We start from the raw sequence: 14,049 nt of genomic DNA on the forward strand, positions 1-14,049 counted from the left end.
TCCGGAGGGAAAACGAAACGCATTACCGTTCCTTCGCGTTTCCATGACTCCTACCGTTATCCACCTGTTGTCTCGGGTATGAACAGATTGACCTTTGTTCGGAGGACATCGTGTGCCGACTGTTCGGCCTGACCAGCTCCCCCCGGCGCACCCACGCAACCTTCTGGCTGCTGGAGGCACCCGACAGCCTCAGCGCGCAGAGCCACCGCGAGCCGGACGGCACCGGCCTCGGATACTTCACGGCCGACGGCACACCCGAGGTGCACAAGGCCCCGATCGCCGCCTACGAGGACCGCTCCTTCGCCGAGGAGGCCCGGGAGGAGGAGTCGGCCACCTTCCTCGCGCACATCCGCTACGCCTCGACCGGCGGCCTGGACGTCCGCAACACGCACCCGTTCGAGCAGCGCGGACGGCTGTTCGCGCACAACGGGGTGATCGAGGGACTGGACCTGCTCGACCGTCACCTGGGCGCGGACCGCTCCCTGGTGCGGGGCGACACCGACTCCGAGCGCTTCTTCGCCCTCGTCACCCGGGAGACCGAGGCACACGGCGGTGACGTGTCCGCCGGGCTGGTGGCCGCGGCGCGCTGGGTCGCCGGGAACCTGCCGCTGTTCGCACTGAACGTCATCCTCGTCACGCCCGGCGAGCTGTGGGCCCTGCGCTATCCCGACACCCATGAGCTGTACGTCCTGGAGCGGCCGGCCGGCGGCCACCACGGCTCACGCCATCTCGACCACACCGGCCGGCACGGCAGGCTGCGGGTGCACTCGGCGGCCCTGGCCGGCTCACCGTCCGTCGTCGTGGCCAGCGAGCGCATGGACGAGAACCCGCACTGGCGGCTGCTGGCCCCCGGTGAACTGCTGCACGTGGGCCCCGATCTGGGGACCACGTCCAGGATCGCCCTGCCGGACCCGCCGGCGCATCCGCTCACCCTCGCCGACCTGCGCCCCGACGCGGCGGCCTCCCAGCGGCCCGTCTGACGGCACCCGGGCGCTCAGGAGTCGGAGTCGGGCTTGCTCCGGGCCTGTGCGTACGCCTGGCTGGGGGTCATGGAGACGCCGTCCAGCTCGACCGTCTTGTACGGGCTGACCTTGGCGCAGGTCTTGGCCTGGTCGGCGGTGGAGGCGTGGGCGTCGGACACCGCGGACTTGGTGTCGGCGGGGGCGGAGGAGCCGCCCGGGAAGCTGGTGCCGCTGCTCCAGTCGGCGCCGATGACCAGGGTCAGTCCGGTGCCGCCGCCCTGCTTCAGATGACCGGAGGGCAGGCCGAGCGCCTTGGCGACCGTCTGGGCCTCGCCCTTCTGTCCACTGCCGTAGGTGAGCGTGGTGGTCGACGCGGCGCTCGGCGCGTTGGCCGTCGTGGTCGCGGAGCTGAAGCCCTGGTCGGTCAGGGCGGTGGCGATCTGCGAGGCGCGGCCGGTCACCGGGGTGCCGTTCTCCACCGTCACCGCGATCTGCGCGGCCGGCACGCTCGGCGCGGAGGGCTTCTTGGTGGCCGCGGCCGCCGCGGACTTGCCGCCGGACCCGGTGGTCAGGGGCTGGTCGTTGGCGATGGTGGCGAAGAGGGCCTTGGCCCCGGCGGCCACCACCACGCGGTTGTCGTTGTTCGGATCCGCGCCGGTCTGCATGGTGGTGAAGGTGATCCGCTTGGTGGGCACCTTGTTCACGTCCGAGGCGAGGGCGATCAGCTTCTTCACGCTGCCCAGGCCGTCGTCCACGGTGAGCGCCTTGGTCGCGGCGTCCGCGAGGCCGTAGACCGCCGTGGGGTCGGTCAGCGTGCCCGCGCTCTTGAACTTGCGGATCATCGCGCTGAGGAAGATGTGCTGGGAGATCGTGCGGCCGAGGTCGCTGCCGTCGCCGAAGCCGTGCCGGGAGCGGACGAACTCCAGCGCCGCGACGCCCTTGAGGGTGTGGGTGCCCTTGGACAGCTTCAGGTGCGAGTAGGTGTCGTAGACATCGTCGCTGACGCACACCGGGACACCGCCGACCGCGTCCGACATCTTCACCACGCCGGAGAAGTCCAGCTTCACGAAGTGGTCGATGGTGATGCCGGTGAGCTGGTGGACGGTCGCCACCTGGCAGGCGGGGCCGTACTGGAGGGCGCTGTTGATCTGGCCGTAGTAGCCGGGCGTCGACTGGCCGTTCTCGCTGTTCTTGCAGGCCGGCACCTGGGTCATGGTGTCGCGCGGGATGCTCATCACGGTGGCGTTGGAGCGGTCGGCGGATATGTGGAGCACCATCTCCACGTCCGCGTTGCTGCCGCTCTGCACACCGGTCTTCGCGCAGCCGCCGCCGAGCTTGCAGTCCGCCGCGCTGGTGCGCCCGTCGGAGCCCATCACCAGGATGTTGATCGGGGTGCGGCCGAAGGCGTCGGCCTTCTCGGTGCCGCCCTTGCCGTCGAGGGACAGGCTGTGGATGTTGCCGTTCAGGTGGTCGTAGAACCACCAGCCCGCGCCCGCCGTGATCACGATCAGCGCCGACAGGGACATGGCGAGGATCTTCAGCACGCGTTTGGCGCGTCCCACCGGACGGGCCCTGCGGGCGCGCTTGCCGCCGCGTGAGCGGGCCGCCGCGCGGGCCGCAGCCCGGCCGCCCTGGGGCCGCCCCGCGTCGGGCCCGGCCGCGCGCTGCCCCGGCACCCGCCGGTCCCGGCGGCGCGTGGCCTGGCCTGCCTGCCCGTCCCACGGGTCGCTCATCTCCCACTCCCCTGAACGGTCGGGCCGGGCCGTCGACGGTGCGGCCGGGCGTGCGCGGTGGCGTACAAGGTGGTGACATGCCGCCCCGCATCGATTGCGTAGTTGCGCAATCTAACAAACCCCTGGCGCGGAGCAGCAGTGATGCACACGAGATTCACAGGTGAGGCACCCCGGCGCTGCGACGCGACCGGCCCGAGCGGTACGGCAGCGGGAGTCTACGCGCCCCTTCTGTGACCGAGGCGAACGGGCGGCCTTCTTTATCCGGCCCATATGCCCTGATGATCGCGGCGGCGGGGCCGCTCCCGGCTCCCTCAGCCGCCGGTTTCGCGCAGCCCGCGCAGCGGGGCGGCGCTGTGCCGGGTGCGCGCGGTGAGCTGACCGACCATCACACGGACGAGGGTCACCACGTCCGGATCGTCGATGTAGTAGATCTGCCGTCTGCCCTCGCGGCGGGAGCGCACGAGTCCGGCGAGCTTCAGCTTGGCCAGGTGCTGGCTGACCGCGGGCAGCGCGCCGCCGACCCGGTCGGCGAGGTGGGTGACATCACTCTCGCCCTGTGACAGGGCCCACATCAGGTGCAGCCGGGCGGTCGAGGCGAGCAGTCCGAACGCGGCGGCGGCTTCGGCCAGCACTTCGGCGGGCGGGTCGTCATGACCCCCGGCCCTGTCCGTCACAGCCCTCTCCCGTCCCCGCCCTCCGCACAGCCGACGCGGGTGCGCCGACCCAGTGTAGGCGTCCGGTCCCGGCGGCCGCGGACGGTCGCCGGGACCGGACGGCCACGGGGGGACAGGACGCGTCAGTCCTCGTAGAAGTTGTTGACCACGACGTCCGGTTCGTCGTCGTCGAACGCCTCGTTCAGCAGCGCGCCGCCGACGAGGCCGGCCGCACCGGCGCCGATGAGCGCGCCCGCGCCGAAGCGGCGGCCGCCGCCCTGCTGTTCATGGTGGTGGTGGTCGTCGTACGGCTGCCCGTACCCCTGCTGCGGATAGCCCTGCTGGGGGTAACCCTGCTGCGGGTAGCCCTGGGGCACGGGCTGGGGGTAGCCCTGCTGCGGCGGGGTGTAGAAGGGCGGCACGGTGGTCTGCACCCGCTGGGCGCAGGCGCCGCAGGTCTGGACGGGCCGGGGCACGCCCCACTGCGGGGACCAGGTCACGGTGGTCACGCCCGGGCCGTGGTTGGGGTCGAAGAAACAGGTCATGGGGGAACTCCCGGTGGGATACGGGGACGGGGCGGACACGGGGGCGGGCGGGACGACGGCGGGTGCGGCGTACGGATCCGGAGCCTGCGGCGGCTTCGACGCGAGGTCCGGGACCGGGGCCGGCGCGGCGGCCGGGGCGGGGTCCGGGGCCACGGGCGGGGCCGGTTCCGGCGCCGGCTGGGCCGGGGCCGCCTCCCGCAGCACGTCCACGCCGTAGTCGCAGGCGATGCCCGCGAGCCCCGAGGCGTAGCCCTGGCCGACCGCGCGGAACTTCCACTCCGCGCCGTGCCGGTACAACTCGCCGAGGACCAGGGCGGTCTCGCCGGACAGGGCGGCACCGGTCAGCTCGTAGCGGGCCAGTTCGGTGCCGCCGTCCTCGTCCAGGACGCGGATGTGGGCGCGGTGGACCTGCTCGAAGGTGTGGCCGCGGGCCGCCGCCTCGTACAGGGAGACCGGGAAGACGACCTTCTCCACGGCGTCCGGGAGCCGGGCGAGGTCGACCCGGATCCGCTGGTCGTCCCCGTCGGCCGGGTGGCCCTGGCCGGAGTGCCGCACCGAACCGTCGGGGCTGCTCGGGTTGTTGAAGAACACGAAGTGTTCGTCGGACAGCACCTTCCCCGAGCCGTCGCACAGCAACGCACTGGCGTCCGGCTCATAGCCGGTGTCCGCCTGCCAGCCCAGCCCGACCGTCACGGCAGTCAGACCGGGGGCCTGCCTGCTCAGCGACACGTTGCCGCCCTTGGTCAGGATCGCGCTCATGCAAGTCCTCCACAGCTCCCCCGGAAAACGCGTCCATGATGATCAACGGGTTCCGACCCGCGTCGGTTCCAGGTCGCGCGCATGAAGTCGGTCGGAAATTCAGAGGTGCGCGGCGATCGCGGGGAGCAGGTCCTGGAAGGTCCGCCCCGAGGCCGGTTCGCCGATGGCCTGCAACTGCCAGCCGCTGCCCCCGCGGTGCAGCTTGGCCATGATCTGCGCCGTGTACGCGCCGCCGCCGCTGAGCGTGTAGCGGGCGAGTTCCCCGCCGGTCTGCTCGTCGACCAGCCGGCAGAACGCGTTCTGCACCTCGCCGAAGGTCTGCCCCGTGAAGGAGTTGACCGTGAAGACGATCTGGTCGACGTGGCCGGGGACACGGGCGAGGTCGACCAGGATGACCTCGTCGTCGTCCCCGGCCCCCGCGCCGCCGACGAGGTTGTCGCCGAGGTGTCGCACGGAGCCGTCGTCGCTGGCCAGGTGCTGGAAGAAGACGACGTCGACGGGCTGTCCGCCCGCGAACAGCACGGCGGAGGCGTCGAGGTCGATCTCCCGGGTGCCGGCCAGCTTGGCCAGGAACCCCTTGCGCGGTGCGGCCTGCCAGCCCAGGCCCATCCGGACGGCGCTCAGCGCGCCGCCGTCCGCCTTGTCGAGGCTGATCCGCTGGCCCTTGCTCAGATTGACCGACACGGGTGTACTCCCTCTCGCTCGCCGGGTGGTGCGGGTGTCAGACGTTGACGCCGAAGTCGCCGGCGATGCCCGCGAGTCCGGAGGCGTAGCCCTGGCCGACCGCGCGGAACTTCCACTCCGCGCCGTTGCGGTACAGCTCGCCGAAGACCATCGCGGTCTCGGTGGAGGCGTCCTCGGACAGGTCGTAGCGGGCGATCTCGGCGCCGCCGGCCTGGTTGACGACGCGGATGAAGGCGTTGCGGACCTGGCCGAAGCTCTGGCCGCGGTTCTCGGCGTCGTGGATGGAGACGGGGAAGACGATCCGGTCGACCTCGGCGGGCACGGCCGTCAGGTTCACCTTGATGGTCTCGTCGTCGCCCTCGCCCTCACCGGTGAGGTTGTCGCCGGTGTGCTCGACCGAACCGTCGGGGCTGGTGAGGTTGTTGTAGAAGACGAAGTGCCGGTCGGAGACGACCTTGCCCGAGGCGTCCAGCAGCAGCGCGGAGGCGTCCAGGTCGAAGTCGGTGCCCGTGGTGGTGCGCACGTCCCAGCCCAGCCCGACGAGCACCGCGCTGAGACCGGGCGCCTCCTTGCTCAGCGACACGTTGCCACCCTTGGACAGGGAAACACCCATGGTTCGTCCTTCCACACACGGTCGGTACGGATCCGGCCCCCGGATCCGATCTTGAATCTACAACACTGTAGAAGTTGCTGCGGGTACGGCACGGACGGCGCCCGCGTGAGGAGCGGGATCCGGCCACGTACGTGCCCTCTGTACGATGTGACGCTCCTTCGGCGCGAGGAGTTGAGGCAGGGCCGGGGCGGACGGGTGACAGAGGGGAGACAGCGGGTGACGGAGCCGGACGCGCACCGCCGGCGCAGGGCGCACGGGGCGTTGGAGACACGGGTGCTCGCCGCGCTGCACGAGGCCGGCGGCCCGGTGACCGCGGGCTGGGTGCAGGAGCACCTCGCCGCGGGCCTCGCCTACACGACCGTGATGACGGTGCTGGGCCGGTTGCTGGCGAAGAAGGCCGTCACCCGCAGGCGTGAGGGGCGGTCCTTCGTCTGGTTGCCGGCCGCGGACGAGGCCGGGCTGGCCGCGCTGAAGATGCGCCGGGTCCTGGACGGCGAGCAGGACCGGCGGGCGGTGCTGGCCAGTTTCATCACCGCGCTGCCGGAGGGCGACGAGCGACTGCTGCGGGAACTGCTGGAGCACAGCGAGGGCGACGGCTGAGACGCGCATGGGAATCTTCGTCTTCCTGCCCCTGGTGCTGCCGTTGACGGCCTGGCCGATCGCACGGCTGGCCGAACCCCGGCTGCACCCGCGCACCGCGACCGTGCTGCTGACCTCGGTCGCCACCGTGATGGCGCTGTGCAGCACGCTGTGCCTGGCCCTGCTGATGGTGGTCGGCACCGCCCAACTGCCCGGCAATCCGCTGCCGGACGGCTGGTCCGACCCCGAGGTGCGCGAGAGCGTGCCCCGGCACGAGATCACGGGCAAGGCGGCGATTCCCGCGCTGCTCGCGGTCGTCGCCGCGTGCGGCCGTGCCCTCGTCCGCCATGCGCGGGTGCGCCGGCGGGCCCACCGGGCGCTCACGGGGCTGCCGGACACCCGGGTGGCGGTGCTGCCGGACCCGGCGCCGTACGCCTACGCCCTGCCGGGCGGCCGGCGGGACCGGATCGTGGTGTCCACGGCCATGCTCGCGTCCCTGACGTCACGGGAGCGCCGCGCCCTGTTCGCGCACGAGCGGGCCCATCTCGCCGCCCGGCACCACCGCCATCTGCTGCTGGCCCGGCTGGCCGCCTGCGCCAACCCGTTCCTGCTGCCGCTGTGCACGGCGGTGGCGTACACGGCGGAGCGGTGGGCGGACGAGGAGGCCGCGCGGGCGGTGGGCAGCCGCAGGGTGGTGGCCCGCGCGATCGGCAGGGCGGCGCTGGCCGGCACCCGCGGGGCGCCCGCGCCGACGCTGCCCGCGCTCGCCGCGCCGGGGCCGCTCCCCCGCCGGGTCGCCGCGCTGCTCGGACCGGCCCCGGCCACGCGCGCCTGGCCGTCCCTGTTCACGGCGGCCGGTCTCGCGGTGTGGACCGCGACCACCGGGGCCGCCCTGTCCGCGATGTTCTCCGCCAACTCGGCGCTCACGCTGCTGCTCGTGCTGCACGCGGCCACCCCCCTGTGAGCCGGGCGGGCCGCCGGGGAGAATCACGGCCATGACCGTCACCACGGACCGGGCCGCCGCCCGCCGCAGCCTGGAGGGGCTGGCGCTCGGCGACGCCTTCGGCGAACGCTGGTTCCCCCTGTTCCGCGAACCGCATCAGGCCCTCCGCGAGATCCGCGCCCGGCGCACGCCCGAGGAAGAGCCCTGGCACTGGACCGACGACACCGCGATGGCCCTGGCCCTGCTGCGGGTGCTGGACACGCACGGGGAGGTGCGCCCGCGCGAACTGGCGCTGGCCTTCGCGCTCGGCTACGACGCCGATCCCGCTCGCGGATACGGCCACGGGATGCACCAGTTGCTGCCGCGGCTGCTGCGAGCGCCGCAGGAGTGGCCGCGGTTCGCGCGCGAACTGTTCGGCGGTGAGGGCAGCCTCGGCAACGGCGCGGCCATGCGGGTGGCGCCGCTGGGCGCGTTCTTCCACGCCGACCCGGAGCGGGTCGTCATCGAGGCGACGCGCTCGGCGGAGGTCACCCACGCCCATCCCGAGGGTGTGGCCGGCGCCGTCGCGGTGGCGGTCGCGGCCGCGCTGTCCGCGCGGGGCGGTCTGAGCGTCGCCGACGTGGTGGCCCTGACCCCGGCGGGATCGGTCCGCGAGGGGCTGGCCCGGGCCGCCGAGGTGCCGTTCACCACCGAGCCGTGGCGGGCCGCGGACCTCCTCGGCAACGGGCAGCGGATCCGGGCCGACGACACGGTCCCGTTCGCCGTGTGGTGCGCCGCCCGCCACCCCGGCGACCTCGCCTCCGCCCTGTGGACCACGGCGGAGGGGTTCGGCGACGTGGACACCACCTGTGCCATCGCGGGCGGCATCGTCGCGGCCCGCACCGGCGTCGACGGTGTGCCGCGCGGGTGGCTGGAACGCCGGGAGCCGCTTCCGGGGACGGGTGGCGACGGGCCCGCATCCTCGGCGGAATCCGGGGCAGGCGGCTCGTGAACGGGTCCGCCCGGGGACCTTCGGACACGCGTGAGGTAAGTGTGGCAGGCAGTGGGAGCACCGACGAACCAGTGGAACCGGACGGGCTGTCGGTCGACCGGAACCCGGTCGGCGGGGTCACCGTGGTCACGGTGACCGGCGAGGTCGACCACCGGACCGCGGGCACGCTCCGGCGCGCGCTGATGCCCGCGGATCCCGGCCCGGCGCCGCGCACGGTCGCCGACCTCTCCGGGGTGGGATTCATGGACTCCAGCGGCATCAACGTCCTCATAGCCGCCCATCAGGCGCACGAGGCGGGCGGCTGGCTGCGGCTGGCCGGGGTGCGCAGGCCCGTGCTGCGCACCCTGGAGATGGTCGGCCTCACCGGCCTGCTCGCCTGTTACCCGAGCGTGCGGGCCGCGTTGGACGCCTGACGCTACGACGCGGCGGTGGAGTGCGACAGGGAGACGGTGGCCTCCGCGTCGTCCCTGATCGACTCGACCACCGCCTGATGCAGCTCCCGGCTGCCCCGCTCACTGCGGCAGGGCACCGGGCTGCCGCTGAGCGTGTACCACTGGGAGGTGCCGCTGTACTGCACCGCCACGTCGGCCACCCGGCCGTCCCAGGTGGTGTGGACGGTGAGGTCGCCCGTGAGGATTCCCGCCTCGACGGTGCGGGCGCCGCCCCGGCCGGTGAAGACCCCGGGGGTGGTCCATGATGCCCAGACCATGCTCTCGGCCTCTCTTATCGGGTATCCGCCCCCTCGCAAGGGTTTGGGGTTGTATGTCCAGTGTTGCCTGTCTTCCATGGTGCCCCGGGGCGGCACGAGGCGGATGGGGCCGTACGGCCCCGGTGCGGGCCGCCGCGGTGCCGTACGGCACTGGTGCGCCGACGGTTCTCGTGCTGTGCTGGTAACGGCGGGAAGGACGTGCAGACGCGGGGAAGCGGCCGGCAGCCGCGCACCGCGCAATCCGGATCCGCGAGAAGCGGATGGCCCTTCCCGCCCCGCCCTTCTCCGCTCCCCCGCCGCCTCGCCGGCTGCCCGGTGCCGCGCAGGCCCGCGCGCCGTGGGCCGAAGGGCCCCCGCCCGGGCCCGGGCGACCTGTGGCGGCACCGGCCGGGCGCCCGCACGCTGGGAACACGAACCCAGGAAGGGAGCCGGTGCGATGACCTCCGCCACCACCATGACCACGGCGCTCGCCCCCGCACAGCGCGATCGGCTGACGAGCCTCGCCCGCGAGGTCGCCTTCGCGGCCGGCACCCGGCTGTTCGAGGAGGGGCGGCGCGCCGACCGTTTCTGGATCGTGCGGACCGGCACCATCGCCCTCGACCTGCGGGTGCCCGGCCGCCGGCCGGCCGTCATCGAGACCCTCGGCCACGGCGAACTGGTCGGCTGGTCCTGGCACTTCCCGCCGCACATCTGGCAGCTGGGCGGCGAGGCGACGAGCCCGGTGCGGGCCTGGGAGTTCGACGCCGAGTCCGTGCGCGCGCTGTGCGACGGCGACCCGGAGTTCGGGCGGGCCGTCGCGGTGTGGGTCGGCCGCGTGGTGGCCCAGCGGCTGCACGCCTCCCGGGTCCGGCTGCTCGACCTCTACGCCCCCTACGGCAGCGGGAGCGCGCGGTGACCGCGCCGGAGCGGGGACCCGGCGGCCCCAGCCGGGTGAGCGACGTGATGACGCGCGCGGTCGTGGCGGTGGGGCGCACGGCCCGGTTCAAGGACATCGTCGAGCGCATGGAGCGGTGGAAGGTCAGCGCGCTGCCGGTGCTGGAGGGCGACGGCCGGGTGGTCGGGGTGGTCTCCGAGGCGGATCTGCTGCCCAAGGAGGAGTTCCGGGACAGCGACCCGGACCGGATGACCCAGCGGCGCCGGCTCGCGGACCTGGCCAAGGCCGGGGCGGTGAGCGCCGAGGAGGTGATGAGCACGCCCGCCGTCACGGTGCACGCCGACGCCACGCTCGCCGAGGCCGCGCGGATCATGGCCCTCAAACGTGTCAAGCGGCTGCCGGTGGTGACTCCGGAGGGGGTGCTGGAGGGCGTGGTCAGCCGCGGTGACCTGCTGAAGGTGTTCCTGCGCGAGGACGCCGAACTGGCCGACGAGATCCGCCGCGACGTGCTGGACGTGCTGTTCCCGGCGCCGGTCGAGCCGTTGCACGTGGTCGTGGTCGACGGCGTGGTGACGCTGACCGGGAAGGTGCCGGACGCCGCGCGGATCCCGCTGGCGGTGCGGATGATCCGGGGGGTCGAGGGCGTGGTGGGGCTGGACTGCCACCTCGGCGGGGCGTGAGCCGCGTCCGGCCCGCGCGGGTCAGCCGCGGCCGCCGCTGAGGTTGCCCCAGCGGGGGCCTATCTGTTTCCACTCCTCGTCCCACTCGGCCATGCGGCGCCGGATGAGCCGGCCGCGCACCAGCCACCCCGCGCACCACACGGCCGCACCGGCCGAGGGGCCGACGAGCACACCGGTGAGGGCGGCCTGGAGGTCGGCCGAGGCGCCGGTGACCGGCGGGGCGACGACCCGGTCCGCACGGTTGGCCCAGACCGTGACGCTGCTTCCGGCGGGGGCGCCGGGCACGACCTTCGCGCGGTCGGTGTGCACCGAGCCGTCGGGGTCCGTCCAGCGCACGGTGGCCCACACCCGCCCGTCGTCGTATCCGGTCCCGGCGGCCGGGGTCGGGGCCGCGGGGTCGGTGAGCACCGCCGTGACCGGGTGGACCCGCGCCAGGCGTTCGGCGTACGACGCGGCGGAGGCCCGGGCCGCCAGGAGTCCGGCGACGACACCGCAGACCAGGACGAGGATCCAGGTGGCGAGGACGATCCAGGCCTCGACCACGTCGCTGTGCCGTCGCAGTGGATTGCGCCGCCAGCGCCACAGCCGTACCCGGCTGACCGTCGTGGCAGGTGTCCGTGTCATCGTCACCGCCTCCTCTCGTGCGCCGGCGGCCCGTGGTCAGCGGGTGCGGGCCGATTCGGCGTCCGGCAGGTCCGGGTCGAGGTCGGGTTGGCGCGGCGGCCCGGCCAGCGCGCACCGCACGTCCACCACGCCGGGCACCGCCCTGACGAGGCGGGCGGCGAGGGGCACCAGGGAGGTCTCGCGGACCCGGCCGCCGAGCGTCACGACACCATCGTGCACCTCCACCCGGATCCCGGCCGCTTCTGGGCCGAAGAGATGGGCGACGACGTCGCCGCGGACCTCCTCGGCGATCTCCGCGTCGCCGCGCAGGAACACCTTGAGCAGGTCCGAGCGGCTGACGATGCCGAGCAGGGTGCCGTCCGGACCGACGACCGGGAGCTGTTTGACCCGGGCCCGCGCCATGACGCGCGCGGCCTGTCCGAGGGTGGCGTCCGGCGCCACGGTGACCGCCGGGGCCGTCATCAGCCGTTCCGCGGTGGCCGCTTCGGCCTTCGCCAGCTCGGCGAGGTGCCGCGTCCGGGCGTACCGGTCGAGGTCGCTGTCGCGGTACTCCTCCTTGGGCAGCAGATCCGCCTCGGAGACGACACCGACGACGTGCCCGGCGTCGTCGAGCACCGGCACCGCGCCGACCCGCCAGTCCCGCATGGCCTGCACGATGTCCTTGAAGCCGGCGCCCGTGCGCAGCGCCAGCACCCTGCGGGTCATCACGTCGCCGACGACGGTCGGGGTGCCGTCCATGGCTTCCTCCAGGGGCTCTGGTGCCTCGGTGCGGCACGTTCAGCCTGTGGTCGCCGCCCGGCCCGTGCCGTGGGCCGGGCGGGCACTTACGGGTGCCCACCGGTCCCACGCCCGCACGCGGCGCCCGTGCCGACGCCCCGTCATGCCCCGGGCAGTGGAACCCGCCATTCCAGTGTGGCCCCGCCCCGCTCGCCCTTGCCCACTTCGAGCCGGCCGCCGAGCCGCCGGGCGCGCTCGGCCATGTTGCGCAGCCCGCTGCGGCGCCCGCCGTCGGGGATGCCGACGCCGTTGTCCCGGACGGTGAGCCGCACTTCGCGGCCGTCGGTGACCAGCAGCACCTCGGCCCGGTCGGCGTGGGCGTGCCGGGCGATGTTGGTGAGGGCCTCGGAGAGGACGGCCACCACGTGCTCCGCGATCTCGCCCGGTACGTCGGTGTCGATCAGGCCCTCCATGCGGACGCCGGGCGCGAAGCCCAGCACCGGGGAGGCCTCGCCGGCCACCCTGACCACGCGGGCGCGCAGCCCGCCGGCCGCGGCGCCCTCGCGGGCCCGCAGCCCGAAGATGGTCGATCTGATGATCTTTATGGTCTCGTCCAGGTCGTCCACGGCCCGCAGGACCCGCTCGGAGGCCTCCGGGTGCTCGATGAAGCGGCCCGCGCTCTGGAGCGTCATGCCGGTGGCGAACAGCCGCTGGATGGCCAGGTCGTGCAGGTCCCGGGCGATGCGGTCGCGGTCCTCCAGGAGGGCGATCTGCTGGGCGGCCTGCCGGCGCTGGGCCAGCTCCATGGCGATCGCGGCCTGCGCCGCGAAGCCCCGCAGCATCTCGGTCTCCTTGTCGGAGAACACCGGCCGGTCACTCTCCCGTGCCAGCAGCACCACGCCCCGGGCGCCGCCCTCGCCGGTGCCGATGGGCACGGCGACGGCGGGGCCGAGGCCCTCGAAGCGCGGCGGCTCCTGCGAGATCCGTTCGTCGTGGGCGACGTCGTCGCTGGTGACGGGGGCGGCGGCGGTGAACGCCAGGCCCATGAGGCTGTTGTGCAGGGGCAGTACCAGGCCACGGTGGGCCTCCGCCTGGGCGCCCACGGCGATCTCCACGCCGAGCGACTCGGTGTCCGGCATGGGCATCGCGACCGCGGCGAGGGCCGAGCCGGTGTTCTCGCGGGCCCGCTCCGCGATCAGGTCCAGCGCCTCGGCGCGCTCGCTGCCGGACATCAGACTGTGGCTGATCTCGGCGTTGGCCAGCAGCCAGCGTTCGCGCAGCCGGGAGTCCTCGTACAGGCGGGCGTTGTCGATGGCGACGCCGGCCGCGACGGCGAGGGTGGCGAGGACCGACTCGTCCTCCTCGTCGAAGTCCAGGCCGCCGCGTTTCTCGGTGAGATACAGGTTGCCGAAGACCTGGTCGCGGACGCGGATCGGGACGCCGAGGAAGGTGTTCATCGGCGGGTGACCGGGCGGGAAGCCGTACGAGGCGGGGTGCTCGGAGATCTTCGGCAGCCGCAGCGGCTCGGGGTGGCGGATCAGCTCGCCGAGGATGCCGTGGCCCTCCGGGTAGGGGCCGATCCGGTGGATCCGCTCCTCGGACAGGCCGACGGTGTGGAACGCGGCGAGGGTCGTGCCGTCCGGTCCGATGACGCCCAGCGCCGCGTACTCGGCGTCGACCAGGGCGGCCGCCGCCTCCACGATGGAGTGCAGGACCTGCTCCAGCTCCAGCTCGCGGCCGACGGAGAGGACCGCCTCCAGCAGGCTGTGCACCCGGTCCCGGGTACCGCGGGCCGCGTCGATCCTGGCCTGCAGCTCTTCCAGCAGCTCGTCCAGCTTCAGCTGCGGCAGCCGCACGCCGGGCACCTCCGTTCCGGTCACCAAGCCCTCCACTCCCCATCGGCACACGCCATCGAACCGACGGGTTCTCAGGACACGGTATCCGCTCCCCGGCCGGGAGGAACACACGGCCTTCACGCGTGCG

General features: G+C 73.6%; 16 protein-coding genes. 7 read left to right on the forward strand and 9 right to left on the reverse strand.

The genetic code is table 11. The annotated features are described in order from the left end of the window. Nucleotides 1–110 precede the first annotated feature (110 nt). The gene (locus tag BLW85_RS04155) at nt 111–980 is read left to right on the forward strand and encodes a class II glutamine amidotransferase (protein ID WP_074990722.1); all 870 of its coding nucleotides are present in this window, start codon (nt 111–113) and stop codon (nt 978–980) included. A 14-nt stretch (nt 981–994) separates the two neighbouring features. Here BLW85_RS04155 and BLW85_RS04160 read toward each other — a convergent pair whose 3' ends face one another. From BLW85_RS04160 to BLW85_RS04180, 5 genes are all read right to left on the reverse strand, one after another. Continuing rightward, nucleotides 995–2,695 carry an LCP family protein gene (locus tag BLW85_RS04160; protein WP_244174805.1) on the reverse strand — a complete coding sequence of 567 codons (1,701 nt, stop codon included), beginning with the start codon at nt 2,693–2,695 and terminating at the stop codon, nt 995–997. Between the two features lie 311 nt (nt 2,696–3,006). After that, complete coding sequence (locus tag BLW85_RS04165) at nt 3,007–3,369, reverse strand: ArsR/SmtB family transcription factor (RefSeq protein ID WP_070024865.1); 363 nt, start codon at nt 3,367–3,369, stop codon at nt 3,007–3,009. A 122-nt stretch (nt 3,370–3,491) separates the two neighbouring features. Continuing rightward, a complete protein-coding gene (locus tag BLW85_RS40550; protein ID WP_074990724.1) occupies nt 3,492–4,652 on the reverse strand; it encodes a TerD family protein in 1,161 nt (386 codons plus the stop codon). A 99-nt stretch (nt 4,653–4,751) separates the two neighbouring features. Continuing rightward, on the reverse strand, nt 4,752–5,336 hold the full coding sequence (locus tag BLW85_RS04175) for a TerD family protein (protein WP_070024863.1): 585 nt from the start codon (nt 5,334–5,336) through the stop codon (nt 4,752–4,754). Nucleotides 5,337–5,373: 37 nt separating this feature from the next. Next, the gene (locus BLW85_RS04180; RefSeq protein ID WP_070024862.1) at nt 5,374–5,949 is read right to left on the reverse strand and encodes a TerD family protein; all 576 of its coding nucleotides are present in this window, start codon (nt 5,947–5,949) and stop codon (nt 5,374–5,376) included. A 216-nt stretch (nt 5,950–6,165) separates the two neighbouring features. Between BLW85_RS04180 and BLW85_RS04185 the strand changes: the two genes are divergently transcribed. The 4 genes from BLW85_RS04185 to BLW85_RS04200 all read left to right on the forward strand — a co-directional run bounded on the left by BLW85_RS04185 (nt 6,166) and on the right by BLW85_RS04200 (nt 8,875). Then, the gene (locus tag BLW85_RS04185) at nt 6,166–6,549 is read left to right on the forward strand and encodes a BlaI/MecI/CopY family transcriptional regulator (RefSeq protein WP_070024861.1); all 384 of its coding nucleotides are present in this window, start codon (nt 6,166–6,168) and stop codon (nt 6,547–6,549) included. Nucleotides 6,550–6,556: 7 nt separating this feature from the next. Beyond that, nucleotides 6,557–7,492: a M56 family metallopeptidase gene (locus BLW85_RS04190; RefSeq protein WP_074990727.1), complete on the forward strand. Its 936-nt coding sequence runs from the start codon at nt 6,557–6,559 to the stop codon at nt 7,490–7,492. Nucleotides 7,493–7,523: 31 nt separating this feature from the next. Beyond that, nucleotides 7,524–8,462 carry an ADP-ribosylglycohydrolase family protein gene (locus BLW85_RS04195; RefSeq protein ID WP_070024859.1) on the forward strand — a complete coding sequence of 313 codons (939 nt, stop codon included), beginning with the start codon at nt 7,524–7,526 and terminating at the stop codon, nt 8,460–8,462. Nucleotides 8,463–8,533: 71 nt separating this feature from the next. Next, on the forward strand, nt 8,534–8,875 hold the full coding sequence (locus tag BLW85_RS04200; RefSeq protein ID WP_239697639.1) for an STAS domain-containing protein: 342 nt from the start codon (nt 8,534–8,536) through the stop codon (nt 8,873–8,875). 2 nt (nt 8,876–8,877) lie between these two features. Here BLW85_RS04200 and BLW85_RS04205 read toward each other — a convergent pair whose 3' ends face one another. After that, complete coding sequence (locus BLW85_RS04205; protein WP_074990731.1) at nt 8,878–9,171, reverse strand: hypothetical protein; 294 nt, start codon at nt 9,169–9,171, stop codon at nt 8,878–8,880. Nucleotides 9,172–9,607: 436 nt separating this feature from the next. On the opposite strand from BLW85_RS04205, the gene BLW85_RS04210 reads away from it, so the two are divergent. Further along, on the forward strand, nt 9,608–10,066 hold the full coding sequence (locus BLW85_RS04210; protein ID WP_070024856.1) for a cyclic nucleotide-binding domain-containing protein: 459 nt from the start codon (nt 9,608–9,610) through the stop codon (nt 10,064–10,066). A 47-nt stretch (nt 10,067–10,113) separates the two neighbouring features. Further along, nucleotides 10,114–10,725: a CBS domain-containing protein gene (locus BLW85_RS04215; protein WP_074995966.1), complete on the forward strand. Its 612-nt coding sequence runs from the start codon at nt 10,114–10,116 to the stop codon at nt 10,723–10,725. 21 nt (nt 10,726–10,746) lie between these two features. Here the strand turns inward: BLW85_RS04215 and BLW85_RS04220 are convergent, their stop codons facing one another. The 3 genes from BLW85_RS04220 to BLW85_RS04230 form a co-directional block, all read right to left on the reverse strand. Continuing rightward, on the reverse strand, nt 10,747–11,349 hold the full coding sequence (locus BLW85_RS04220) for an Rv1733c family protein (protein WP_070024855.1): 603 nt from the start codon (nt 11,347–11,349) through the stop codon (nt 10,747–10,749). A 36-nt stretch (nt 11,350–11,385) separates the two neighbouring features. Next, nucleotides 11,386–12,087 (reverse strand): CBS domain-containing protein, encoded by a 702-nt coding sequence (locus BLW85_RS04225; RefSeq protein WP_070024854.1) that lies wholly within the window; start codon nt 12,085–12,087, stop codon nt 11,386–11,388. A 140-nt stretch (nt 12,088–12,227) separates the two neighbouring features. Continuing rightward, the gene (locus tag BLW85_RS04230; protein WP_074990733.1) at nt 12,228–13,946 is read right to left on the reverse strand and encodes a sensor histidine kinase; all 1,719 of its coding nucleotides are present in this window, start codon (nt 13,944–13,946) and stop codon (nt 12,228–12,230) included. Nucleotides 13,947–14,049: the final 103 nt, after the last annotated feature.

This window comes from Streptomyces misionensis, assembly GCF_900104815.1.
Classification (GTDB): Bacteria; Actinomycetota; Actinomycetes; order Streptomycetales; family Streptomycetaceae; genus Streptomyces; species Streptomyces misionensis.

Excerpts from the sequence above, each read along its gene's own strand:
- BLW85_RS04160 (WP_244174805.1), bottom strand. The coding sequence starts at position 2,695 with ATGAGCGACCCGTGGGACGGGCAGGCAGGCCAGGCCACGCGCCGCCGG.
- BLW85_RS40550 (WP_074990724.1), bottom strand. The coding sequence starts at position 4,652 with ATGAGCGCGATCCTGACCAAGGGCGGCAACGTGTCGCTGAGCAGGCAG.
- BLW85_RS04180 (WP_070024862.1), bottom strand. The coding sequence starts at position 5,949 with ATGGGTGTTTCCCTGTCCAAGGGTGGCAACGTGTCGCTGAGCAAGGAG.
- BLW85_RS04190 (WP_074990727.1), top strand. The coding sequence starts at position 6,557 with ATGGGAATCTTCGTCTTCCTGCCCCTGGTGCTGCCGTTGACGGCCTGG.
- BLW85_RS04195 (WP_070024859.1), top strand. The coding sequence starts at position 7,524 with ATGACCGTCACCACGGACCGGGCCGCCGCCCGCCGCAGCCTGGAGGGG.
- BLW85_RS04205 (WP_074990731.1), bottom strand. The coding sequence starts at position 9,171 with ATGGTCTGGGCATCATGGACCACCCCCGGGGTCTTCACCGGCCGGGGC.
- BLW85_RS04210 (WP_070024856.1), top strand. The coding sequence starts at position 9,608 with ATGACCTCCGCCACCACCATGACCACGGCGCTCGCCCCCGCACAGCGC.
- BLW85_RS04215 (WP_074995966.1), top strand. The coding sequence starts at position 10,114 with ATGACGCGCGCGGTCGTGGCGGTGGGGCGCACGGCCCGGTTCAAGGAC.
- BLW85_RS04220 (WP_070024855.1), bottom strand. The coding sequence starts at position 11,349 with ATGACACGGACACCTGCCACGACGGTCAGCCGGGTACGGCTGTGGCGC.
- BLW85_RS04225 (WP_070024854.1), bottom strand. The coding sequence starts at position 12,087 with ATGGACGGCACCCCGACCGTCGTCGGCGACGTGATGACCCGCAGGGTG.